The following is a 21872-nucleotide window of genomic DNA, read 5'->3' as shown; positions in this document are numbered from 1 at the left end:
CGCACTCAGCCAAGATTGGGAATGCGTATGCGGCAACCGTCGATATTCACCTGGTCGTTGGTGAGGGTGAAGCGATCGTGCCCGCCCTTCTTACGGAAGGTTGGGTAGCGGGCACGGTCAGCAAAGAAGCTCTTGAACGCAGCCCCCAGCTGGATGATCGCCAGCTGCGGCGCGCATTTGGTGACCTCCAGCATTCACGGAAACTGCTGCCGCTTGATCGCGTTGAGCTGTCGGCGCAGCGCCGCCTCGCTTGGCTTGGGCAGGCCGTTGTCCCGCTTCCACGCCTCATACTGCTTGCCCCACTGCTCAAGCGCCCAGTTATAGGCAAAACGCGCCACACCGCACGCCTTGGCAAAATACGTGACCTGCGCATTATTGGGATCGGGCGCGATTTTGTGCGCCATCAGCATACTTGTGCCTCCTCCACGGCGCGGTGCACGCCAGCCGTGCGCTCATCGGGAAGCAGCCGACCCTCGCGCCCCCAGCGCCGCAGCGTCTGCACGTGTACACCCAGCGCTTCGGCGGCCTCGCGAATGCTGATAAGCTTGCATTTCATAAACAAATCATTAAACGCACAACAATGGTCAAATAATTGGCGAGCAGTTCAAGCCCTGGACCTTTGAGGGATCACCAGATCAGGCGTGATCTGTAACCGGCTGTTTAACGTGTCCCCGGACGGAGCCCACTCTGGGCTTGAAATTGCAAGCTGATGTACCAAGGTTGCGCCCCAATCCTAATCGCCTGACATGCCCCTTGCATCAGGTGTTATTGATAAGAAACACATGCTTTTAAAATTAAGTGAGCTGTCCAGATGTCGTGGGCATGGAAAGACGAGACATGAGATTGCTGTCGTTTGCGGCGCGCGAAGAGCGGCGGCGTGGCTGGAGGTATGAAGCGATAGGCGCGCAGAGGGGATTGTTGGGCGCAGGGGTGTTCGACATCTGCAAACGCTATGGGCGCGAAGGGGCCCAAGGGCTCAAGGAAAGGTGGGTGAGAAGCGGGCGCTGTTGGCGGAGCAGGACGCCCAGATACGCAAGCTCATGTGCGACGGGACACCGGATCAGCTGAAGCTGCCGTTTGCGCTGTGGCAGTTGATCCTCGGCTGTTTTGGCATCGAGCTCAGGCCGCAGGGGGAGGGCAAGTACATGGCGCGCTGGGGATTGACGCCCCAGAAACCGATTCGGCGCGCCTATGAGCAAAGCCCGCCGGCGGGCAAGACGTGGCTTGAGGAGACCTACCCGGACATTGCCCGGCGCGCCAAGGGCGATCTGAAGAAGGCGACCGTCAGCCACCTGCGCCGCCTTCTCAATTCCCCCCAACGCGTCATGCGCTACTTCCAGCATCCCAAGCTCCATGATGCCGCGTAATACAAGTTCATTGGTTTCGGATCAATAATCCATTGTGTCAATTCGGAGTTACGCATGTCCCAACTCACCCGCGAAGCCATCGAAGCCGCCATCAAGGAGTATCAGGAACTGCATCTGGGACGCGATCTGATCGCTGCCCACGCCATCAAGGACATCGGGATCGAAGGGGATCAGGTGCGCATCGAGGTCGTACTCGGTTTCCCAGCCCAGGGCATTCAGACAGCACTGGCCGAGGCCATCCAGGAACGGGTAGCCCGGGTCGCGGGTGTTGGCGCGGTTGAGGTCAAGGTCGGGTGGGAGATCAGGGCGCACGCAGTGCAAAAGTCCTTGAAGCCCATCGATCATGTCAAAAACATCATCGCCGTGGCCTCGGGTAAGGGCGGGGTGGGCAAATCGACCGTGGCCGTGAATCTGGCCCTGGCGCTTAAGGCCGAAGGCGCCAAGGTGGGTCTCTTGGACGCCGATATCTATGGTCCATCTCAGCCGCGCATGCTGGGTCTCCAGGGCCGTCAGCCCGAATCGCGCGACGGACAGCATCTCGAACCCATGATCAGCTATGGCGTGCAGACCATGTCGATCGGGTTTCTGATCGAGGAAGAGACCCCAATGATCTGGCGCGGCCCCATGGTCACCCAGGCGCTCGAACAGCTCCTTAAGGATACCAACTGGAGCGAACTGGATTATCTGGTGATCGATCTGCCACCCGGGACAGGCGATACTCAGCTCACCCTTGCCCAAAAGGTGCCGGTCTCGGGCGCGGTCATCGTCACCACCCCGCAGGACATCGCCCTCTTGGATGCGCGCAAGGGCCTAAAGATGTTCCAGAAGGTCGAGGTGCCGGTGCTGGGGATCGTGGAGAACATGAGCCTATATATCTGCCCCAAGTGCGGGCATGAGGAGCCGATCTTCGGTCAAGGGGGAGGGCAGCGGATGGCCCAGCAATATGGGCTGGAGCTGTTGGGTTCGCTGCCACTCGATCGCCGGATCTGCGAGGAGACCGACAGCGGGCGCCCCACAGTCGTGGCCGACCCCGAATCGCGCATCGCCCAGAGCTATCGCGAGATCGCGCGCAAGACCGCAGCCAAGCTTTCGCTTCAGGCCAAGGACTATGCCGCTAAGTTCCCCCGTATCGTGATCCAGAACACCTGAGCATCTGCGGCGCCGCCCTTGAGCGCGGTGCCACGCCCGACCATCCATCGCTCAGCGCGGGGCGGTGCGCTCAAGCGCCAGCCCGAGCAGGGTCTCAAGACAGTCATCCACCCCTCGTTCGGCTGTGCGCAGATGTAGCTCAGGCGCTTCGGGCGGCTCATAGGGGCTGTCGATGCCGGTGAAGTTTTTGATGAGCCCGGCGCGCGCCTTGGCATAGAGCCCCTTGACATCGCGTCGCTCGCACTCCTCCAAGGGGGTATCGACATAGATCTCGATGAACTCACCTGGAGAAAAGAGCGTGCGCGCCATCTGGCGCTCGCTGCGAAAGGGCGAGATGAAGCTCACCAGTACGATCAGTCCGGCATCGACCATGAGCTTGGCGACCTCGGCCACCCGCCGGATGTTTTCGACACGGTCGGCTTCGGTAAATCCGAGGTCGCGATTCAAGCCATGACGTACATTGTCGCCATCGAGGACATAGGTATGTCGGCCCAGGGCATGGAGCCGTTGATCGAGTAAGTTGGCGAGCGTCGATTTGCCCGAGCCCGAAAGCCCAGTGAACCACAGGCAACAGGGGGTTTGATGCTTGAGTCGCGCCCGGCTCAACCGGTCCACCTGGAGCGCCTGCCAATGGATATTGGTAGCGCGGCGCAGGGCAAAGTCGATCGTCCCCACCCCGACCGTCTCATGCTTCAAGGGATCGATCAGGATGAAGCCGCCCAGCTGGCGGCTGGTCTGATAGGGGGCAAAGACCAAGGGGGACTGGGTGGCGAGGTTGACGGTCGCTAGCTCGTTGGTATTCAGGGTGCGTGCGGCGAGATGGGCACCGGTGTCCGGGTCTTCACGATACTTGAGCGCCGTGACCGAGGCGCGGACATCCTGCGTGGCCAGCTTGAGCAGATACTGGCGCTCGGGGATGAGGGGATGGGTATCCAGCCAGAGGAGACGCGCCTCAAACTGATCGGCAACCTCGGCGGGCGCTTCGGCAGCGACCAAGACATCCCCGCGCTTGAGCTCGCTGGCATCGGCAAGGCACAGGGCGATCGCCTCGCCCGCCCGGGCCGATTCGACGGCGGCGAAACCGCGCCAGATGGCTGCAACCCGGGTCGAGAGACCCGATGGCAGGATACGCACTGCCGTTCCGTTGCCGACCTGACCCTCGGCGATCCGCCCATACACCACAGCCGCCTGCCCCGGCTCTGAGTCCTTGACCCATTGCACCGGCAAGCGGAATGCCTGGACCTCGTCCTGGGGCGCTGATACCCATCCCTCCAGGGCCTCCCACAGGGTCGGACCCGTATACCAAGGGGTGCGCGGACTTGGCGTATGGATATTATCGCCTGTCAGTGCCGAGATCGGGATGGATTCATACACCCTGAGGTCAAGGGTCAGCGCCAGATCGCGATAGGCGGCACAAAGCGCGGTGAAGCGCTCGGCAGCATCATCGATCAGGTCTATCCGGTTGACGACGACGATCAGATCCTTAAGCCCCAGCATGGCGAGTATCCGTGCCTGCTGGCGGGTTTGGAGCGAAAGACCGGTGCGAGCATCCACCAGGACCAGGGCGAGATCGGCGGTCGCGGCGGCGGCGATGAGCTCTGGCAACGCCTGGGGGTGGCCCGGCACCTCAGCGATGCGATAGTGCCTTCGGCCAGTTATCAGCAGGGTAGGTGACGACAGATGTGCCGCCCCCCCGCCTGCATGCAGGCGCTTGCAACCTGCCGCCAGAGACTCGATGAGCGCACTCTTGCCCTCATGGACATTGCCGCACAGGATCAGACGCAGGGCCCGGTCTTGCGCAGGCCAAAGCTGTGTCGGCGATGTGTGATGGCCCTCAGCGGCATCCGTGGCCGACCGGCTTGTTGCCGCTTGCATCCCTGCTCCCTGACCCTGCATCGCTTCGAGCACCACGGGATAGGGCCGCAAGACCTCGGCAAGCAACAGCCCTAGGGTCTGGGCATGACTCTCGACGGCCACAGGCGGCCAGGTGCTCAGCGTCGGCACCCGGACCCGCCGTTGCTCTAAGTGTTCGGCCTGGGCTTGTGGCTGCGGATCGGCGAGCAACCAATGGCTACCGTTGCGCGCGACCCAGCGTTCAGCGGCCAGATACAGCGGGGCAATGGAGATACCCTCGCTCTTGATATATAACCAGACATCGCGCTCGGTCCACTGGGCCAGGGGAAAGACATGGAGGATCTCGCCAGGGCGGGGATGGGTGTTGTACAGACCCCAGGGTGCAGGGCGCGGGGCGGCTGGGACAGGCAGATCCTGGGTGAAAATAGCATGGATGCAACTGGCAGGGGGGTGGCGGCCCTCATCGCCCCTGAACCCCCAGAGGACTAGGCCGACCCCCTGATGGCTGAGGGCGGTACATATCGTCTCGGGATGCACTGTCCCCTGGGCGGCGGATGGCAGCGGTTGGATGATCCATTCGGCCCCCGCCGCGGCCATTTGTTGCGACCGATAGCGTGTCAGTTCCGGGTCTTGGCGTCCGCCATCGAAATAGAGCAAGGGCAAGGGCAGGGGATGGGGATAGAATGCTTTGCGCGCCAGGTGCAGGAGCACCGCTGAGTCCTTGCCCTCGGCCCAGAGCATGATCGGCCTGGGTGTCGTGGCCACGGCCTCGCGGATGATGGCGATCGATTCGGATTCAAGTGTCTGCATGGATGGATGCCCATCAGCTTGGTAGCATCGTGGAGGAGGGTGACAGACCCATCAGCGTGGTGTCCAGAACAGGATGGAACTGGCTGACCGCTTGCGCCGGCATGACGAGGCCCCTAACGCTGGAATGACAGAGAAGGTATTTTGCTAGGTCTATAGGGATAAATGGGTCCTGATGTTCGCAGCCGACAGCCCTTCTCCATCCTGGGGCTGGATTCATTGCCTAAGGGTCACATATTATTAATCCGAAACCAATGAACTTGTATTACGCGGCATCATGGAGCTTGGGATGCTGGAAGTAGCGCATGATGCGTTGGGGGGAATTGAGAAGGCGGCGCAGGTGGCTGACGGTCGCCTTCTTCAGATCGCCCTTGGCGCGGGAGGGCGCCTGCGCGGTGATGGTGGCCTTGAGCATCTCGTTGGGGTTCAGTGCTGGGCTGTAGGAGGGGAGGGAGGAGGCCTCGATTTGATTGGCGCATGCAGCCAGCCAGGCTTTGACCGGCTTGGTGTGATGCACGCGCAGGTTGTCGAGGATGAGGAAGATCTTCTTGCCCCTGGCGTCCTTGACGAGCCGCTTCATGAAGTCGATCAGGATGTCGGCGTTCATCGCCCCCGCGAACGCCTTCCGACGCACCTTGCCGCGGTTGGTCAGCGTCGAGATCACCGACAGGCCTTCGCGACGGTGCGTGACGCGAATCTCGGGCGTCTTGATCGCCGGCGCATAAGAGCGCCCGCGCACCTCGTCCGAGCGCAGCCCCGTTTCATCGCCCCAGTGGATTTCGGCGCCCTCGGCCTTGGCGCGCCGGGCAATGTCCGGGTAGGTCTCCTCAAGCCACGTCTTGCCCGCCGGCGGGCTTTGCTCATAGGCGCGCCGAATCGGTTTCTGGGGCGTCAATCCCCAGCGCGCCATGTACTTGCCTTCCCCCTGCGGCCTGAGCTCGATGCCAAAACGGTCGAGGATCAACTGCCACAGCGCAAACGGCAGCTTCAGCTGATCCGGTGTCCCGTCGCACATGAGCTTGCGTATCTGGGCGTCCTGCTCCGCCAACAGCGCCCGCTTCTCGCCCACCTTGTCCTTGAGCCCTTGGGCCCCTTCGCGCCCATAGCGTTTGCAGATGTCGAACACCCCTGCGCCCAACAATCCCCTCTGCGCGCCTATCGCTTCATACCTCCAGCCACGCCGCCGCTCTTCGCGCGCCGCAAACGACAGCAATCTCATGTCTCGTCTTTCCATGCCCACGACATCTGGACAGCTCACTCAATTTCAAAGGACAGCTCACTCAATTTCAAAAGCATGTGTTTCTTATCAATAATGCCGTCGTGAGCTTGTGCGGTCGTCTTTCTGAGCACCTGGCGTGGTCCAGGTAGATCGAGAATCCGGATAGGGCAAACAATCCTGTGGGAGGTCTTTATGCTATCGCAGACCATGGTCCAGCATCTCAATGCCCAGCTCAACCGCGAGCTGTATTCGGCCTATTTTTATCTCGGGCTTGCGGCCCAGGCCGAGTCGATGAATCTCACTGGGGCAGCGGCCTGGTTTTTTGCCAAGCACGGTGAGGAACAGGCCCATGCCCTGCGCTTTTACCGTTATCTGCTTGATCAGGGGGCCTGTATTGAATTGAGTGCGGTCGCAGCCCCCGAACCAGTCGAACGGCGGGTGCTCCCGATGTTTGAGCGCACCCTGGAGCATGAGCGCGGAGTGACCGCGACGATCAACGAGCTCATCGAATACGCCTTGGTCGAGAAGGACCATGCGACCCAGATCTTTCTTCAATGGTTCGTCACCGAACAGATCGAGGAGGAGGCGACGGTCAATGATATCCTGGGGCGGCTGCGCCTGTTCGGCGACCAAGGTCAGGCCCTGTTGATGATCGATACCGAGCTCAGCAATCTCGCGCGGCAGCTGACTGTTGCGGTGCAAAATGCGGCTGCGCCCTAGGGCGGGTAAATAGCAGCCGATTGCACCACCAGTGGGCAGCAGCTCACCAACCCCCAGGGTGCAAGCGTTGCAAGCACTGTCCCAAGGGCTGAATCCTTGAGCGCTCAGGTAGTTGAACAGGCGTCCTTGCTCCATAAAATCGAGCAATGCGCCCTCGCGTCCGCTGGGTCGATCCTCGATCGCTCGACGACGAAGCCTGCTCTTTTATTTCGGCTCGGGATCAAGACGGCGCCATTGTTCGTCGGTCAGGCGCTGTTTATCGCCGAACAAGCGATCATCGACGACGTCGAACGGATCTATTTCTTCACCCGCGAAGGTGAGTTCTTTGCCCGTGTCTTTTCCGCAGTGATCCCCAATGGCCAGCTCGCTAGCCATCATTTACCGCCTCACTGTGTCTTAGCGGTTAGCCGCCTCTCTACCTTTGCCGCCTCGCTGCGCGCGGTGAGCCTGCATGAGATGCAGCGGCTGTGGAGCCTCTATGACAGCCAGTCACTCTTTGCCCTGGCCCGCTCCTTGGGCCTCGAGCCTGAGTCTATAGAGCCCTTGGCCAACCGGCATGGACTGCCGCTGGCTGAGACTATCGTCTATCCTTGGCTTGATCCAAGGGTCAAGGCGCTCTTCACCGATCCGGCCTTCGAGCACCTGCTATCCGTCAAGATCGCTGCCGACCGCAAGGCCGCCTTGTTATATTTTGCCGAACAGGGTCTCATCGATGGCCAAGGGCCCTTTGGCCTGGTGGATATTGGCTGGCGCGGGACCATCCAGGATAATCTTGCCTTGATGATGCCCAAGACGCGGTTTTATGGCTATTACCTGGGACTCCAGCGTTTCCGCAATCCCCAGCCGCCCAATTGCATCAAACGCGCCTATGGCCCCAATGCCAATCTGAGTCTGTTTTATAGCCATCTCCTCGATGCCATCTCGCCGATGGAGATGCTCTGTAATTCTCCCAACGGTAGCGTCATGGGTTATCAGCTTGCAGAGGGAAGGGCAAGCGCGGTCCGTCTGCGCGAACCCGCCGAGGATGCCGTCTATGCCGAGGTGGTACGTCATTTCCAAGAAGGCGTCCTCTTCGCCTGTCGGCATTGGGCCCCCTATGTCGCAGGCCACTCGATCCGCAGTCAGGACCTACGCGAGGTTGCTTGTGGGCTGTGGAGCGAATTGATTGAACGCCCCGACCGCCAGATCTCCGAGGCCTATGCCGCACTCAAACACAACGATGTCTTCGGGGTCGGTTGTTTTGTGGACAAGCGCATCGTCCCTTCGCCCTGGCGGATGATCCGCGGGCTCTTTTCCGTTGCGGATCGGCGCGAGGTCATCCTGTATATCAAACAGACCCAATGGAGCCCAGGTCTTTGGCAACGCCGCGACCTTGGCACCGTCCATCGTTTAATGCTCATTGCCGCCCTAAGCCTCGGTCGTGCCTATAAACATCTGCGCCTATGGATTCATTATCACTTGGTCACCCGACGTGACTGAGAATCTATTGCCGCAAACGTAAACGGGGCATGAATTCTCTCCTTTCCCCTGTTAGAGATGCCGACCGGCCCTGAGGTCCGGGCCTATTCGCTCTATGAACGCGAAGAGGCGGTCATCGCTTCGGGCATGCCAAGGCGATATCGCTGGGCGTTTCGGCGGCGAGGAGTTCCTGGTGATCCTGCCGGATACCGAGCTCGACGCCGCAGCAGCCATCACCGAACGGCTCTGCGCCCTGGTAAGTCATAGCCCTCATGCCCGCGAAGGCCGGAACCCAGAAACATCGGTGGCATGGGAACGGGCCGGATCCATGGCTCGAATCGATCATTATCCCTAGATGATATCGGTTAGCCGCCATCCAGCCCCGATACGGGTCAGGCGCAGATGGGTCGCGTTTTCTCCCAGTCGTCCCAGGCGCACGAGAAAGCGATCGGGCGACTCGAAAAAGGCAAAATCCACAGCATCGAAGAGCGAGGGCGACGAGGTTTGACCCGTGACCCGGATAACGGCCTCGCCGAGGGTCTGGCGCACCCAGTCGAGGGTGATGGTCTGTTCGAGGGCGCGCTCGCCGAGCTGTTCGGCACTCTGCCTGATCCAGCCGGCGACCCCTTGGGCCTGGGGGGTGGTAGGCGGCAGCAGGGTGTTGATGCCGGCGGCGATACGGGCTTTGTAATTAGCGCGGATCGCCGGCAGATCGACGAGGATGGCGAGCTCGGTGTCGTCGGGGCGCAGGAGCGCGCCATCGAGACGATACAGGCTGTAATAGGGCCAGAGTCCGTAGATAATGAGCAGGAGTAGCAATACATAACCGAGCAAACGCATGTGGTCAGGTCCAGCATGGCCTTGGGGTCGTCAGAGTCTAAATCCTTTTGGGGCATCGCCGCGACTGGGGGGCTCGAGGTCTATCTGGTCGGCGGGGCGGTGCGCGACCTGCTCCTAGGGCGCACCCCGACCGAATATGACTATGTCGTCGTCGGGGCGACGGTCGATGAGATGCTTGCGCGCGGCTTTAGGCTGGTCGGCAAGGGGTTTCCGGTCTTTCTCCACCCCGAGACCCAAGAGGAATATGCCCTGGCGCGCATCGAGCGCAAGATCGCCCCTGGTTATCATGGATTTGCGATCCAGGCCGATCCCAGCGTGACCCTGGAAGAGGACCTCCGGCGACGGGATCTCACCATCAACGCCTTGGCGCTCGCCCCAGATGGTCGGCTGATTGACCCCTATGGCGGGCAGGCGGATCTCGAGGCACGGGTGCTTAGGCACGTCTCGCCGGCATTCGCCGAAGACCCGGTGCGTATCCTCAGGGTCGCCCGCTTTGCCGCCCGCTTTGCCGAGCTAGGGTTTGAGCTCGACCCTGAGACGCTCGCCCTGATGCGGGGCATGGCCGAGGCGGGCGAGGTCGATGCCCTGGTCCCCGAGCGGGTGTGGCAGGAGCTTGTGCGTGCGCTTGCCGAGCCCCGCCCATCGCGGTTTTTTGAGGTCTTGCGGGACTGCGGGGCGCTCGCGCGACTCTTTCCCGAGATCGATCGGCTCTGGGGCATCCCGCAAAAGGCCGAATGGCACCCGGAGATCGATTGCGGCGTCCACGTCATGCTGGTCATCGATATGGCGGCGCGGCTCTCTGGGGCGCCCGAGGTGGTCTTTGCTGCGCTCTGTCACGACCTTGGCAAGGGGACCACGCCTGTCGAGATCCTCCCGAGCCATCATGGTCATGAGGAGCGCGGTCTGCCCCTGGTCGCTGACCTGTGCAACCGGTTGCGCGCCCCCAATCGCTTTCGCGAGCTTGGGCATCTAGTCACCGCCGAGCATGGGTTGATCCATCGGGTCGCTGAGCTGCGCCCTGCCACCATCCTGGATCTCTTGGAGCGCGCCGATGCCCTGCGCCGGCCCGAGCGCTTTGAACACTTGCTTGTCGCCTGTGAGGCCGATTTTCGCGGGCGTTTGGGCTATGCTGAACGCTCCTATCCCCAGGCCGAACACTGGCGGGCGCTGTGCGCGGCAGCCGCTGCGGTCGATGCGGGGGCGATCGTCCGGACGACTGAACGGCCTGAGCTCATCCCTCAGCGCATCCGCACGGCGCGCCTCGCCGCCATCCACGCCCTGCACCCCGCCCCCCTAGATCCAGTCTAGGGCGCGTGGCGCAGCTCACCCTGATTTCCATCGCAAGATCGAGGATTGAAACCCGATGTCCGAGACTGCCTGTACCGCCGAGGGACTAGAGCGCCGGCCACTCAAGGTCTTCACCGAGAAGGCCTATCTGGATTATGCCATGTCCGTCATCCTCGATCGCGCCTTGCCGCATATCGGGGATGGCCTAAAGCCCGTCCAGAGACGCATCCTCTATGCTATGTCTGAGCTGGGGCTGGGGCCGGATGCCAAATTCAAGAAATCGGCGCGTACCGTGGGCGATGTGCTCGGCAAATATCACCCACACGGCGATGCCGCCTGTTACGAGGCCATGGTCCTCATGGCCCAGCCGTTCAGCTATCGCTACCCACTGATCGACGGTCAGGGCAACTGGGGCTCGCCCGATGATCCCAAGTCGTTCGCCGCGATGCGCTATACCGAGGCACGCCTGACACGCTATGCCGATCTGTTACTTGCCGAGATCGACCAGGGGACTATCGATTGGCAGCCGAACTTCGACGGCACGCTCAAGGAACCGCGCCTGCTGCCCGCCCGTCTGCCCAATATCTTGCTCAACGGGGCCTCGGGGATCGCGGTGGGGATGGCGACCGATATCCCGGCACACAACCTGCGCGAGGTGGCGCAAGCCTGTATCCATCTCCTCGAACACCCGGAGGCGAGCGTCGAGGAGCTGATGCGCTTCATCCAGGGGCCGGATCTGCCGACTGAGGCCGAGATCATCACCCCGCGCGATGAGTTGTTGAAGCTCTATCAAACGGGGACCGGCACCTTCCGTCAGCGCGCGCGCTATCTTAGCGAGCGCGGCGAGATCGTGATCACGGCGCTCCCCTATCAGGTCTCAGGGAGCCGGGTACTTGAGCAGATTGCCGCCCAGTTCAACGCCAAGAGGCTCCCAATGATCGAGGACTTTCGCGATGAGTCCGATCATGAATATCCCACCCGCCTGGTGATCGTGCCGCGCTCCAACCGGGTCGATGGTGAGCGTCTGATGGCACACCTCTTCGCGACGACGGATCTCGAGCGCAGCTATCGCGTCAACCTCAATCTGATCGGGCTCAATGGCCGCCCACGGGTGATGAACCTGCGCGAGCTTCTGACCGAATGGCTGGTCTTTCGCACCGAGACGGTGCGCCGGCGTCTGCAGCATCGCTTAGAGAAGGTCCTAGAGCGCTTGCATCTCTTGGAGGGGCTGTTGCGCGCCTTGCTGGATCTAGATCTGGTGGTCGAGATCGTGCGCACCGAGGACGAACCCAAGCCTGTGCTCATGGCGCGTCTGGGGCTCACTGAGGCCCAGGCCGAGTTTGTGCTCAACACCCGGCTGCGTCAGCTCGCGCGTCTGGAAGAGCTCAAGATCCGTGCCGAGCAGTCCGAGCTTGGGGAAGAACGCGCGCGCCTAGAAGAGCTCCTGCGCGACGAGGGGGCATTGAGGCGCCATCTTCGCGACGAGATCGCCGCCGATGTCCAGCGTTACGGCGATGATCGCCGCTCGCCCCTGGTCGAGTGCCCGTCGGCCTGTGCCTTCGATGAGACCGAGCTCAGCCCCAGCGAGCCCCTGACTGTGATCCTGTCAGAAAAGGGCTGGGTACGCGCAGCCAAGGGGCATGAGATCGACGGTGCGACCTTGAGCTATCGCGCCGGCGATGGATTTTTGATGGCCGCGCGCTTGCGCAGCACCCAGATGGCGGTATTTTTGGATTCGACCGGACGTAGCTATGCCCTGCCGACGCACAGCTTGCCGTCGGCGCGCGGTCAGGGCGAACCCCTGACCGGCAGGCTCGCCCCCCCCTCCGGGGCGCGTTTTATCGCCGTGCTCGGGGATGAGCCCAAGGCGCGTTATCTCCTGGCCTGCGATGCCGGCTATGGGTTTATCATCCGCTGTGAAGACCTGGTCGCCCGGCCCAAGGCGGGCAAGGCGGTCTTGACCCTGCCGGAGGGGGCACAGATGTTGCGGCCGATCAGGCTCGAGACGGGCTGCGACTGGATCGCGGCAGTCACCAGCGGCGGGTATCTTTTGGTCTTTACCCGCTTCGAGCTGCCCGAGATGCCGCGCGGCAAGGGCAATCGGCTCATCGCGCTTCCCGACCGCAGCGAGCGCCTGCTGGAGGTGGCAGCCCTCGCCGAGGGTGGGGGCTTGATCGTCGCTGCCGGTAAACGCGAGCTGAAGCTCAAGGCCGAAGAGCTTGTGGCCTACCGCGGCGAACGCGGGCGGCGCGGGCGGCTCCTGCCGCGTGGCTTTCAGCGGGTAGAGGGGCTGCGCGCCTGGGTCTGAGCACATCCAGGATCTTGATCAGATGCCTGCTCCCGGGTACGGCGGTCTATTATGTTTTTTAAAGATATTAACTGGATGGTCATGTCAACCCAGTCGCCGCAAAGTGCCACCACGATGGACGATAGCCAGCCTACAATCCTCATTGTCGATGACGCCCCGGAAAATCTTGCCGTGCTGAGCGAGCTGCTGCAGAGCGAGTATCGTGTGCGGGCGGCGACCTCGGGCGAACGGGCGCTGAAGGTCATCAAGACCCCGCCCAAGCCGGACCTGATCCTGCTTGATGTCATGATGCCCGGGATGAATGGCTATACGCTCTTCGACCGGCTGCGCGTCGATCCCGAGACTGCCGATATCCCAGTGATCTTCGTCACCGCCATGGACAGCACCGAGGCCGAGATCCAGGCTCTGGACGTCGGCGCGGTTGATTATATCGTCAAGCCGATCGTCCCCCCGATCCTGCGTGCGCGGGTGCATACCCAACTTGAGCTGAAACGCGCCCGCGACTGGCTTAAGAATCAAAACAGCTATCTCGAGGCGGAGCTCCAGCGGCGGATGAGCGAGGTCCTGGCGATCCAGGATGTCGGCATCCATGCCCTGGCGCATCTCGCCGAGATCCGCGACCCCGAGACCGGCAATCATCTGCGCCGTACCCAGGGTTATGTGCGTGCCCTGGCCGAGGAATTGTCCACCCATCCGCGATTCAAGGACTTTTTGACCCCGCACAATATCGAGTTCTTGGTCAAATCGGCACCGCTCCATGATATCGGCAAGGTCGGGATCCCCGATCATATCCTGCTCAAGCCGGGCAAGCTCACCCCAGAGGAATGGGAGATCATGAAGACCCATACCCGGCTGGGGCGCGATGCCATCGAACAGGCCGAACGCGATGTCGATCGCCAGATCGAGTTTTTGGCGATGGCCAAAGAGATCGCCCATTATCACCACGAGCGCTGGGATGGAACCGGCTACCCTGAGGGTTTAGCGGGTGATCAGATCCCGATCGCTGCCCGTCTCATGGCGCTCGCCGATGTCTTCGACGCCCTGATCTCACAGCGGGTCTATAAGCAGCCGCTGCTGTTCGATGAGGCCTATCGGATCATCGTCGCCGGACGCGGCAGCCATTTCGATCCAGATGTTGTGGATGCTTTCATCGCGCGCTTTCCCGAGTTTTGCACGATTGCGACTCGCTATGGCGATCTGGAGGAAAAGGCGGCCTGCAAGCCCCTGGCCGGGGCGAACGGTTCTATCCTGACCTAGGTCAGGCACCACAGCTGGCTATGTTTTGCGTCCTTGGCTCGCATGACCCGAGCGCAGGGTCTCAATGCGCTGCAGGCCCGGGCAACTCCATTGCGCATCCGGCGCGTGATATGTCCTAAAACCAGAGCGCCCTGGGCCTGACCCCTGACAGCGCGAGTATCCCGCCATAGAGCAACAGGCCAGCCAAGATCCAACCGGTCAGTCCCAACCAGCGGCTGATACCTGGTTCGGCGAGCCAGTCCTCAAGCGAACCTACACCCCAGCCAAGTGCCAGCCCCATGCATAGACCCGCAGCTAGGGTTTGGAGCATAAGCCGCTTGAACGCGGCCGAGGGACGGTAGATGCCGGCCCGCAGCAGATGGTGCAGCAGAAGGGCGGCATCGAGCAGAGCAGTGAGTGTTGTCGCCAAGGCAAGCCCTACATGCCCGATCCAAGCCATGAGGATAAGATGGAGGATCAGGCCTAAACCAAGGACAATCAGGGCGATCTGAGCGGGTGTGCGCACCTCCTGACGGGCATAATAGGCAGAGACCAAGACCCGGATCAGGATGAAGGGTGGGATGCCGAAAGCGTAGGCAATCAGACCCCAGGCAGCCATACGGGCATCCTCGGCACCAAACGATGAGGAATGAAAGAGGGTTGCCACCAGCGGGCCGGCGAGTACCGCCAAACCGATGGCCGCCGGCAGGCCGAGGACCAAACCTAGGCGCAAGGCCCAATCGAGGGTGTCGGCGAACAGCTGATGGGCGCATTCGTTGTGATGGCGCGTCAGCCGCGGCAGGACCACGGTCCCGAGAGCCGCGCCCACGAGACCCAATGGGAGCTCCATCAGCCGGTCGGCGTAATAGAGCCAAGAGATGCTACCGGTGGCGAGCAAGGATGCCAGGACCGTATCGAGCAATAAACTGATCTGGCCGACCGAGCTCCCCAGGATCGAGGGCCCCATGCGCCTAAAGACCTGAATCACCTCCGTAGCGCCTGGGGCAAAACGGGGGCGCGGCATGAGTCCAAGCTGAGCCAAGGGCGGGAGCTGGACAGCGAGCTGTAACAGACCGCCGAGCAGTACGCCCCAGGCCAGCGCCATGATCGGCGTCTCCACACATGGTGCAAGCCACAGGGCGCAGGCGATCATCGCCAGATTGAGCAGGGCCGGAGTGATGGCGGGGACTGCGAAGCGCTCTTGGGTATTCAGGATACTGGCTGCCAAGGCCGCGAGGCTGATCAAGGCGAGATAGGGCAGGGTGAGACGCAGCAGGCTAACGCTCAGGGCGAATTGATCGGGTGCTGCGCCAAACCCAGGGGCAAAGGCGAGGATCAAGGCAGGCGCCCCCAGGATCCCGAGCAAGGTGATCAGCGAGACCCCGAGCCCCAAGGTACCGGTCAGGTCGGCGATGAACGATGCTAGCGCCGCCTTGCCCCGCTGCCGCTGGGTCTGAAGCGTCGGCACCAGGGCCATGGCAAACGCGCCCTCGGCGAATAGCCGGCGTGCAAGGTTGGGGATCTTGAAGGCGACAAAAAAGGCATCCGTCGCAGCATCGGCGCCGAATAGCCGGGCGATCGTCAGGTCGCGGATGAAACCCAATACCCGCGAGACGAGCGTTGCCCCCCCGACCGTTGCGACCGATGATGCCAATCTCACCATCCACAGCCCCCCAAAAAAGTAAGGGTTTAATTGACAATCTGCGGCGAGTTCGCGATACTATACAGCCTTTAATTGGGGCCGAGTCCTTTTCGGTCGGTTCAATCTCAAAAAACAGTTCTCAGGAGACGCATTTGGCTAATTCACCCCAAGCGCGCAAGCGCGCACGGCAAGCAGAAAAGCGCCGCATGCGCAACAAGGCGCAGATGAGCGCCTTGCGTACCTTCATCAAAAAGGTCATCAAGGCGATTCAGTCCGGAGATAAGGAATCGGCCCTTCAGGCATACCGCGATGTCGAACCGCGCCTCGACCGTGCTGCGTGTAAGGGATTGATCCATCGCAACAAGGCCGCCCGCCATAAGAGCCGCTTGAGTGCACACATCAAGGCGATGTCCGCCTGAGGGCAGTGTTTTGATATGTTTTGTAAAAAACCGGCACTACGCCGGTTTTTTCATGTCGAGCGCCTGAGGGACATGACCTGGCGACGATAGGCCAGGGCCATCAACAACAATCCGCCGACGATCATCGGCAGGGATAGGACCTGACCCATGGTCAGCCAGCCGAAGGCCAAATAGCCGATGTGGGCATCTGGGGTGCGCACAAACTCGACCAGGACGCGGAAGACCCCGTAAGCGAGCAAAAACAGACCTGAGATGGCCATTGTCGGGCGGGGTCTGCGGGCAAAGAGCCACAACAGGATGAACAATGCCATCCCTTCGAGCACAGCCTCATAGAGCTGCGAGGGGTGGACTGCTGGGCTTAAGGTCGTGCCTGGCGCTTGATCCAAACACTGTTGCGCAAAGCGATCGCAAGGGAGCTGCACCCCCCAGGGGACCTGGGTGCGGTGTCCCCAGAGCTCGCCATTGATGAAATTACCGATCCGCCCAGCGAATAGACCCGGCGGGACCAAGGGGGCCAAAAAATCGCTGACCTGAAAAAAGCCCAGGCGATAGCGCCGCGCCAAGAGATATGCGGCAACCATCACCCCCAGGAGACCACCATGGAAGGACATGCCGCCTTCCCAGACCTTCAAGAGATTGATCGGGTTGGCCAGGAGCTGATCGAGGCCATAAAAGAGCATATAGCCCAGGCGTCCGCCGACCACCACCCCGATCACACCGTAAAAGATCAGGTCATCGACCATCTCCGGCGTCCAGCCTAGGTCGGGGCGGCGGGCGCGCCAGCGGCCCAGCATCCAGGCGGCGATGAAGCCGATGAGATACATCAAGCCGTACCAATGGATCTTGAGCGGACCTAGGCTGAGAGCAATGGGATGGATGTCAGGATAGACCAGCATGAAATATGCGAGCGGATGAGGGACGGACGGTCGTATTTTAACTGAAAGGATGTATCCATTTCGCCGCCCATTCTATGGACGGCGCGGTCTGCGGCGCAGGTTCCATTTATCCGGATTGCGCAATAGCACATAGACGGCACCGCTTCCGCCATCGCGCTGGGTGGCCGAGCAAAAGGCCAGCACCTGATGATACAACCTCAGCCAATAATTGACCTTGGCCTTGAGTACGGGCACAGCCCCCTCTGAGCGCTTCCCCTTGCCGTGGATGATCCGCACACAGCGCACCCGCCGCTCGCGACAGTCGGCCAGAAACTCGGCCAGGACCTGATGCGCATGCTCGACCTTGAGCCCATGCAGATCGACCTCGAGCTCGATGGGAAAGGCGCCGCGTTGCAGTGCAGCCAGCACGCGGCGTTGCAGACCTGGGCGGGCAAAGAGCAGATAGTCATGGGTCTTGACCTCGGACTCGGAGAGTGCCATCTGCCCCTCTTCCTCCAGGGGTTCTGGCGGGTGTGGGCGAGGGATCGGCGGTGGCCGCCGGTGAAAGGGCTCGGCAAGGTCAGAGTACAGTGGCTCGACATCCTCGACCTGTTCGCGAAAGAGCTTGCATTCGGACTCGGGGAGTTTGGATCGCATCGGTCTGGCTCGGCAGCTGGCAGAGAGATGCCTGGACTGCGAGTATAATCGGCACTCAGCGCGTCGTCCTGCGGATCTATCCGGATACTCGCCTTTGCGCCCCATATCCTCATAACTGAAGTGATCAACATGAAGATCCTTGTCAGCAATGATGATGGCTATCAGTCCCCTGGCCTGATCGCCCTCGCCGACGCCCTGAGGTCCCTAGGCGAGGTCATGGTCGTAGCCCCGGATCGCGATCGCAGCGGGGCGAGCAATTCGCTCACCCTCGATCGCCCGTTGCGCGCAAGGCGCATGCCCAATGGCTTCATCCAGGTCGATGGTACACCCACCGACTGTGTCCATCTGGCGCTCACCGGCCTGCCGTCGATCGATCCGGATATCGTGGTGGCGGGGATCAATCATGGCCCAAATCTAGGCGATGATGTCTTGTATTCGGGAACGGTCGCTGCAGCCACCGAGGGGCGTTTTTTGGGCCTGCCGTCCATCGCCGTCTCCCTGGCCTCGAGCGTGCCCCAACATCTCGATACCGCTGCCAGGGTGGCCGTGTACCTGGTCAAGCGACTCCAGGAGGAGCCCCTTGAGCCCAGCATCATCCTGAACGTCAATGTCCCCGATGTGCCCTACGAGAAACTACAGGGCTTTAAGGCGACGCGCCTTGGACACCGGCACAAGGCCGAGCCCGTGATCGAGGCGCGGGATCCGCGGGGTCATCCGATCTACTGGGTGGGTCCAGCGGGACCGGAGCAGGACGCCGGCCCGGGGACCGATTTCCATGCCTTACGCGCGGGTTTTGTCTCGATCACCCCTCTGCAAGTCGATCTGACACGGCACGCGGCCCTTATAACCCTGAGCGACTGGTTGGCCGGTGGATGCCAAGACACAGGGGCTGCGTCTTGACCCCGCTAGCCCAGGCAGGGCAGGCGATGCGCCCTTGTACACTCATCGATGGGTCTTGCGCCCCCTGCGCTGGACGGCAATAACACCTCACTTTATCATCGCTCTCTGCGGGTGGGAGATAGACCCTTGATCAAGGATGGCTCACCTCGAAAACCGCCGAAGCGGTTGAAACGACGCGGCGCCCTTTCGACCTAGGTGATACGGTGGGTGATGTGGATGGCAAGCGCCAAATACCGCGAGACCGATAAGCTCAGCGAAAGCGATGAGGATTTCCTGCTGGATCTCGATGAGGCGATAGAGTCCACGGGGAGCGAGGAGACAGATGTCGATCTGCTCGACGAGGAGACGGCGGATCTTGCCGAGGAGCGCCTGCTTGAAGCCGCCGAGGGCGATCTCGATGCCACGCGGCTCTATCTCAACGAGATCGGCGAATCCAAGCTCCTGACCCCCGAGGAAGAGATCTATTACGCACGGCGCGCCCAGGCCGGCGACAACGAGGCGCGCCAGCGCATGATCGTCAGCAACCTGCGCCTGGTGGTCAAGATCGCGCGCCGTTATCTCAATCGCGGCCTACCGCTCCTAGATTTGATCGAGGAGGGAAATCTGGGATTGATCCGCGCGGTGGAAAAGTTCGATCCAGAGCGTGGTTTTCGCTTCTCGACCTATGCAACCTGGTGGATCCGCCAGACCATCGAACGGGCGATCATGAATCAGACGCGTACGGTGCGTCTGCCCATCCACGTCGTCAAGGAGATCAACGCCTATCTGCGCGCCTCGCGCAAACTCTCCCAGCGTCTGGATCACGACCCGACCTCAGAGGACATCGCGCAATCGCTCGACCGCTCGCCCGAGGAGGTCAAGCGTCTCCTGGGTCTCAACGAGCGTATCACCTCGGTCGATACCCCTTACAGTAAGGATGCTGACCGTTCGCTGTTGGAGATGCTCCAAGACGAACGCGTCCCCGACCCCAGCGACGCGCTCCAGGACGAGGGGCTGTATGCCAATATCGAGCATTGGCTCAGCCAGCTCAACGATAAACAGCGCGAGGTGGTCGAGCGCCGGTTCGGGCTGCATGGTCATGAGAACTCCACCCTAGAAAGTGTGGCGCGCGAGCTCGGCGTGACCCGCGAGCGGGTGCGCCAGATCCAGATGGACGCCTTGCGCCGCCTGCGCGACATCTTGGAAAAGGAAGGCTTTTCCGTCGATGCGCTCTTCAAATAAGGGCCCGGCCGTCTATGCAACGTCTCTATTTCAGCCTCAATATCCCTCGGGATGACTATCTGCGTTATTACCGCGGGGCGGCAGCACGGGTGATGGCGCGCGCCCAGGATGGACGCACCCTATCACTGCCGGCCTCCAGACTGCGTCCGTTTGTCACCCATACGGGTATCCAGGGCCGGTTTTGTGCCGTCCTTGGCCCAGATAACCGTCTGATCAGTCTCGAACGCCAGCCGGATTGACGCAGATCCTCTGACCGTCGGCGCTGTCCTTTTGGAGTCTCAAGTGCCCTGTCGCATCCAGATCCTGCAATGCAATGCCCATGTCGGCGATCTCAACGGCAATGCCGGGCGGCTCATCGATGCTGTAGCCCAAGCGCGCGCCGCCGGTGTCGATCTGCTGGTCTGCCCTGAATTGGTCCTCACCGGCTATCCGCCCGAAGATCTGCTCTTGCGCCCCGACTTTATCGCCGCGGTGGAGGCGACACTGCGGCGTGTCCAGGAAGGTGTTCAGGGGATCACCCTGGTTCTGGGTTATCCGCGCGCAGCGGTCGGCGGCCTTTACAATGTCGCAGGGGTGATCCGCGATGGGGCCTTGATCGCTGAATATGCCAAGCAATATCTGCCAAATTACAGCGTCTTCGACGAAAAACGTTACTTTCAGTCGGGACGCTTTCCTTGTGTCTTCGCGCACAATGGGCTGCGCGTTGGCTTGAGCATTTGCGAGGACATCTGGCATGAAGAGCCCGTCCGTCAGGCAGTCGCCGCCGGCGCCCAGGTCTTGCTCAGCCTCAATGCCTCGCCCTTTCATGTGGGTAAATCCGCCGAACGCGAGGCGCTGGTAGCAGCGCACGCGCGTGCGCATGGTCTGACGATCCTCTATGCCAATCTGGTTGGCGGTCAGGACGAGCTGGTCTTTGACGGCGCCTCCTTCGTCGTCGCCCCCGATGGTCGGGTTGTGCAGCGTGCGCCCGGGTTTATCGAGGCGACCCTGACCCTGGAGCTCGATCCTCTAGGCCAACCGCATCCACTGGACCCAGAGACCCTGGGTGCCCTTCATGCGGAAGAGTCCGCCATCTATGACGCCTTGGTGCTCGGTGTGCGCGATTATGTGCGCAAGAACGGCTTTGGCGGGGCGATATTGGGGCTTTCGGGAGGGGTCGATTCGGCCCTGACCTTGGCCATCGCAGTCGATGCCTTGGGGCCAGAGCGGGTAGAAGTGGTGCTCATGCCCTCGCGCTATACCGCAGCGATGAGCATCGAGGATGCCCTGGAAGAGGCCAGGCATTTGGGGGTCAAGGCCCATCTCATCCCGATCGAACCTGCCTTTCAGACCTTCATGGAGATGCTCGCGCCGGTCTTTGCCGGGCAGCCGGCGGATGTCACCGAAGAGAACATCCAGGCGCGCTGCCGTGGTCTGATCTTGATGGCGCTGAGCAACAAGCTGGGCAAGATCCTATTGACCACGGGCAACAAGAGCGAGCTGGCGGTCGGTTATGCAACCCTCTATGGCGACATGGCCGGGGGCTTCGCGCCGATCAAGGACGTCCCCAAGACTTTGGTCTATCGCCTGGCGCGCTATCGCAATGCGCAGGCACCCGTGATCCCCGAGCGCGTCATGACCCGTGCACCCTCGGCGGAGCTGCGTCCCAATCAAACCGATCAGGATAGCCTGCCGCCCTATGAACTGCTCGATGCCATCCTCAATCACTATATCGAGGGCGATGAGGGGGTTGAGGCCATCATCGCGCGCGGTTATCCCCCGGAGACCGTCAGACAGGTGGTGCGCCTGGTCGACCGCAGTGAATATAAACGCCGTCAGGCCCCGCCGGGCGTGCGGATCTCGCGACGCGCCTTCGGGCGCGACCGCCGCTACCCACTGACCAACGGGTTTAAGGCGTGAATGGTCAGGGTGGC

General features: G+C 61.6%; 22 protein-coding genes. 13 read left to right on the top strand and 9 right to left on the bottom strand.

What is annotated here, in order from left to right; translation table 11 throughout:
* Positions 1-5: 5 nt before the first annotated feature.
* The 3 genes from GWK36_RS14935 to GWK36_RS07885 are packed head-to-tail and all read right to left on the bottom strand — an operon-like array spanning position 6 to position 556.
* Complete coding sequence (locus tag GWK36_RS14935) at positions 6-194, bottom strand: hypothetical protein (RefSeq protein ID WP_210756722.1); 189 nt, start codon at positions 192-194, stop codon at positions 6-8.
* On the bottom strand, positions 195-410 hold the full coding sequence (locus GWK36_RS14930) for a helix-turn-helix domain-containing protein (protein ID WP_210756721.1): 216 nt from the start codon (positions 408-410) through the stop codon (positions 195-197).
* Positions 404-556, bottom strand: a complete 153-nt coding sequence (locus GWK36_RS07885; RefSeq protein WP_166270572.1) for a MerR family DNA-binding transcriptional regulator — start codon at positions 554-556, stop codon at positions 404-406. Before GWK36_RS07885 ends, GWK36_RS14930 begins: the two co-directional genes overlap by 7 nt.
* A 430-nt stretch (positions 557-986) precedes the next feature.
* Between GWK36_RS07885 and GWK36_RS07880 the strand changes: the two genes are divergently transcribed.
* Together GWK36_RS07880 and apbC are read left to right on the top strand one after the other, a co-directional pair.
* On the top strand, positions 987-1367 hold the full coding sequence (locus GWK36_RS07880) for a winged helix-turn-helix domain-containing protein (protein WP_166270682.1): 381 nt from the start codon (positions 987-989) through the stop codon (positions 1365-1367).
* A 54-nt stretch (positions 1368-1421) separates the two neighbouring features.
* Entirely contained in the window at positions 1422-2516 is a 1095-nt protein-coding gene (gene apbC / locus GWK36_RS07875; RefSeq protein WP_166270681.1) for an iron-sulfur cluster carrier protein ApbC, read from the top strand.
* Positions 2517-2567: 51 nt separating this feature from the next.
* On the opposite strand, the gene cysC is transcribed toward apbC, so the two are convergent.
* Both cysC and GWK36_RS07865 read right to left on the bottom strand, forming a co-directional pair.
* Entirely contained in the window at positions 2568-5180 is a 2613-nt protein-coding gene (cysC, locus tag GWK36_RS07870) for an adenylyl-sulfate kinase (protein WP_166270680.1), read from the bottom strand.
* 262 nt (positions 5181-5442) lie between these two features.
* A complete protein-coding gene (locus GWK36_RS07865) occupies positions 5443-6411 on the bottom strand; it encodes an IS630 family transposase (RefSeq protein ID WP_166270679.1) in 969 nt (322 codons plus the stop codon).
* 177 nt (positions 6412-6588) lie between these two features.
* Between GWK36_RS07865 and GWK36_RS07860 the strand changes: the two genes are divergently transcribed.
* The 3 genes from GWK36_RS07860 to GWK36_RS07850 all read left to right on the top strand — a co-directional run bounded on the left by GWK36_RS07860 (position 6589) and on the right by GWK36_RS07850 (position 8929).
* On the top strand, positions 6589-7116 hold the full coding sequence (locus GWK36_RS07860) for a ferritin (RefSeq protein ID WP_166270678.1): 528 nt from the start codon (positions 6589-6591) through the stop codon (positions 7114-7116).
* 96 nt (positions 7117-7212) lie between these two features.
* On the top strand, positions 7213-8595 hold the full coding sequence (locus GWK36_RS07855; RefSeq protein ID WP_166270677.1) for a hypothetical protein: 1383 nt from the start codon (positions 7213-7215) through the stop codon (positions 8593-8595).
* Between the two features lie 94 nt (positions 8596-8689).
* Positions 8690-8929 carry a diguanylate cyclase domain-containing protein gene (locus GWK36_RS07850; RefSeq protein WP_166270676.1) on the top strand — a complete coding sequence of 80 codons (240 nt, stop codon included), beginning with the start codon at positions 8690-8692 and terminating at the stop codon, positions 8927-8929.
* On the opposite strand, the gene GWK36_RS07845 is transcribed toward GWK36_RS07850, so the two are convergent.
* The gene (locus GWK36_RS07845; RefSeq protein WP_166270675.1) at positions 8926-9414 is read right to left on the bottom strand and encodes a DUF2939 domain-containing protein; all 489 of its coding nucleotides are present in this window, start codon (positions 9412-9414) and stop codon (positions 8926-8928) included. The genes GWK36_RS07850 and GWK36_RS07845 overlap by 4 nt on opposite strands.
* A gap of 15 nt (positions 9415-9429) precedes the next feature.
* On the opposite strand from GWK36_RS07845, the gene GWK36_RS07840 reads away from it, so the two are divergent.
* The 3 genes from GWK36_RS07840 to GWK36_RS07830 all read left to right on the top strand — a co-directional run bounded on the left by GWK36_RS07840 (position 9430) and on the right by GWK36_RS07830 (position 14266).
* Positions 9430-10722: a multifunctional CCA addition/repair protein gene (locus GWK36_RS07840; protein ID WP_166270674.1), complete on the top strand. Its 1293-nt coding sequence runs from the start codon at positions 9430-9432 to the stop codon at positions 10720-10722.
* A 55-nt stretch (positions 10723-10777) separates the two neighbouring features.
* Entirely contained in the window at positions 10778-13009 is a 2232-nt protein-coding gene (parC, locus tag GWK36_RS07835) for a DNA topoisomerase IV subunit A (RefSeq protein WP_166270673.1), read from the top strand.
* 75 nt (positions 13010-13084) lie between these two features.
* Positions 13085-14266 (top strand): response regulator, encoded by a 1182-nt coding sequence (locus GWK36_RS07830; RefSeq protein ID WP_246237488.1) that lies wholly within the window; start codon positions 13085-13087, stop codon positions 14264-14266.
* Between the two features lie 115 nt (positions 14267-14381).
* Here GWK36_RS07830 and murJ read toward each other — a convergent pair whose 3' ends face one another.
* On the bottom strand, positions 14382-15908 hold the full coding sequence (murJ, locus tag GWK36_RS07825) for a murein biosynthesis integral membrane protein MurJ (RefSeq protein ID WP_166270672.1): 1527 nt from the start codon (positions 15906-15908) through the stop codon (positions 14382-14384).
* Between the two features lie 131 nt (positions 15909-16039).
* On the opposite strand from murJ, the gene rpsT reads away from it, so the two are divergent.
* Positions 16040-16306 carry a 30S ribosomal protein S20 gene (gene rpsT / locus GWK36_RS07820; protein ID WP_166270671.1) on the top strand — a complete coding sequence of 89 codons (267 nt, stop codon included), beginning with the start codon at positions 16040-16042 and terminating at the stop codon, positions 16304-16306.
* A gap of 50 nt (positions 16307-16356) precedes the next feature.
* Here the strand turns inward: rpsT and lgt are convergent, their stop codons facing one another.
* The gene (lgt, locus tag GWK36_RS07815) at positions 16357-17202 is read right to left on the bottom strand and encodes a prolipoprotein diacylglyceryl transferase (RefSeq protein WP_166270670.1); all 846 of its coding nucleotides are present in this window, start codon (positions 17200-17202) and stop codon (positions 16357-16359) included.
* A gap of 72 nt (positions 17203-17274) precedes the next feature.
* The gene (locus tag GWK36_RS07810; protein ID WP_166270669.1) at positions 17275-17838 is read right to left on the bottom strand and encodes a Smr/MutS family protein; all 564 of its coding nucleotides are present in this window, start codon (positions 17836-17838) and stop codon (positions 17275-17277) included.
* A gap of 129 nt (positions 17839-17967) precedes the next feature.
* On the opposite strand from GWK36_RS07810, the gene surE reads away from it, so the two are divergent.
* From surE to GWK36_RS07790, 4 genes are all read left to right on the top strand, one after another.
* Entirely contained in the window at positions 17968-18738 is a 771-nt protein-coding gene (surE, locus tag GWK36_RS07805) for a 5'/3'-nucleotidase SurE (protein ID WP_166270668.1), read from the top strand.
* Between the two features lie 216 nt (positions 18739-18954).
* Positions 18955-19959 (top strand): RNA polymerase sigma factor RpoS, encoded by a 1005-nt coding sequence (rpoS, locus tag GWK36_RS07800; protein ID WP_166270667.1) that lies wholly within the window; start codon positions 18955-18957, stop codon positions 19957-19959.
* Between the two features lie 14 nt (positions 19960-19973).
* Positions 19974-20198, top strand: a complete 225-nt coding sequence (locus tag GWK36_RS07795; protein ID WP_166270666.1) for a DUF2835 domain-containing protein — start codon at positions 19974-19976, stop codon at positions 20196-20198.
* A 43-nt stretch (positions 20199-20241) separates the two neighbouring features.
* Positions 20242-21858, top strand: a complete 1617-nt coding sequence (locus GWK36_RS07790) for an NAD+ synthase (protein WP_166270665.1) — start codon at positions 20242-20244, stop codon at positions 21856-21858.
* Positions 21859-21872 lie beyond the last annotated feature (14 nt).

The organism is Caldichromatium japonicum (genome assembly GCF_011290485.1).
In the GTDB taxonomy this organism is placed as follows: domain Bacteria; phylum Pseudomonadota; class Gammaproteobacteria; order Chromatiales; family Chromatiaceae; genus Thermochromatium; species Thermochromatium japonicum.
Note: the sequence above shows the minus strand (reverse complement) of the source record. Positions and strands in the feature narration are given on the sequence as shown.

What these genes read in the sequence shown, in the direction of transcription:
- GWK36_RS14935 (WP_210756722.1), bottom strand. Translation starts at nt 194, where the DNA reads ATGCTGGAGGTCACCAAATGCGCGCCGCAGCTGGCGATCATCCAGCTG.
- GWK36_RS14930 (WP_210756721.1), bottom strand. Translation starts at nt 410, where the DNA reads ATGCTGATGGCGCACAAAATCGCGCCCGATCCCAATAATGCGCAGGTC.
- GWK36_RS07885 (WP_166270572.1), bottom strand. Translation starts at nt 556, where the DNA reads ATGAAATGCAAGCTTATCAGCATTCGCGAGGCCGCCGAAGCGCTGGGT.
- apbC (WP_166270681.1), top strand. Translation starts at nt 1,422, where the DNA reads ATGTCCCAACTCACCCGCGAAGCCATCGAAGCCGCCATCAAGGAGTAT.
- cysC (WP_166270680.1), bottom strand. Translation starts at nt 5,180, where the DNA reads ATGCAGACACTTGAATCCGAATCGATCGCCATCATCCGCGAGGCCGTG.
- GWK36_RS07865 (WP_166270679.1), bottom strand. Translation starts at nt 6,411, where the DNA reads ATGGAAAGACGAGACATGAGATTGCTGTCGTTTGCGGCGCGCGAAGAG.
- GWK36_RS07860 (WP_166270678.1), top strand. Translation starts at nt 6,589, where the DNA reads ATGCTATCGCAGACCATGGTCCAGCATCTCAATGCCCAGCTCAACCGC.
- GWK36_RS07850 (WP_166270676.1), top strand. Translation starts at nt 8,690, where the DNA reads ATGAACGCGAAGAGGCGGTCATCGCTTCGGGCATGCCAAGGCGATATC.
- GWK36_RS07845 (WP_166270675.1), bottom strand. Translation starts at nt 9,414, where the DNA reads ATGCGTTTGCTCGGTTATGTATTGCTACTCCTGCTCATTATCTACGGA.
- GWK36_RS07840 (WP_166270674.1), top strand. Translation starts at nt 9,430, where the DNA reads ATGGCCTTGGGGTCGTCAGAGTCTAAATCCTTTTGGGGCATCGCCGCG.
- parC (WP_166270673.1), top strand. Translation starts at nt 10,778, where the DNA reads ATGTCCGAGACTGCCTGTACCGCCGAGGGACTAGAGCGCCGGCCACTC.
- GWK36_RS07830 (WP_246237488.1), top strand. Translation starts at nt 13,085, where the DNA reads ATGGTCATGTCAACCCAGTCGCCGCAAAGTGCCACCACGATGGACGAT.
- murJ (WP_166270672.1), bottom strand. Translation starts at nt 15,908, where the DNA reads ATGGTGAGATTGGCATCATCGGTCGCAACGGTCGGGGGGGCAACGCTC.
- lgt (WP_166270670.1), bottom strand. Translation starts at nt 17,202, where the DNA reads ATGCTGGTCTATCCTGACATCCATCCCATTGCTCTCAGCCTAGGTCCG.
- GWK36_RS07810 (WP_166270669.1), bottom strand. Translation starts at nt 17,838, where the DNA reads ATGCGATCCAAACTCCCCGAGTCCGAATGCAAGCTCTTTCGCGAACAG.
- surE (WP_166270668.1), top strand. Translation starts at nt 17,968, where the DNA reads ATGAAGATCCTTGTCAGCAATGATGATGGCTATCAGTCCCCTGGCCTG.
- rpoS (WP_166270667.1), top strand. Translation starts at nt 18,955, where the DNA reads ATGGCAAGCGCCAAATACCGCGAGACCGATAAGCTCAGCGAAAGCGAT.
- GWK36_RS07795 (WP_166270666.1), top strand. Translation starts at nt 19,974, where the DNA reads ATGCAACGTCTCTATTTCAGCCTCAATATCCCTCGGGATGACTATCTG.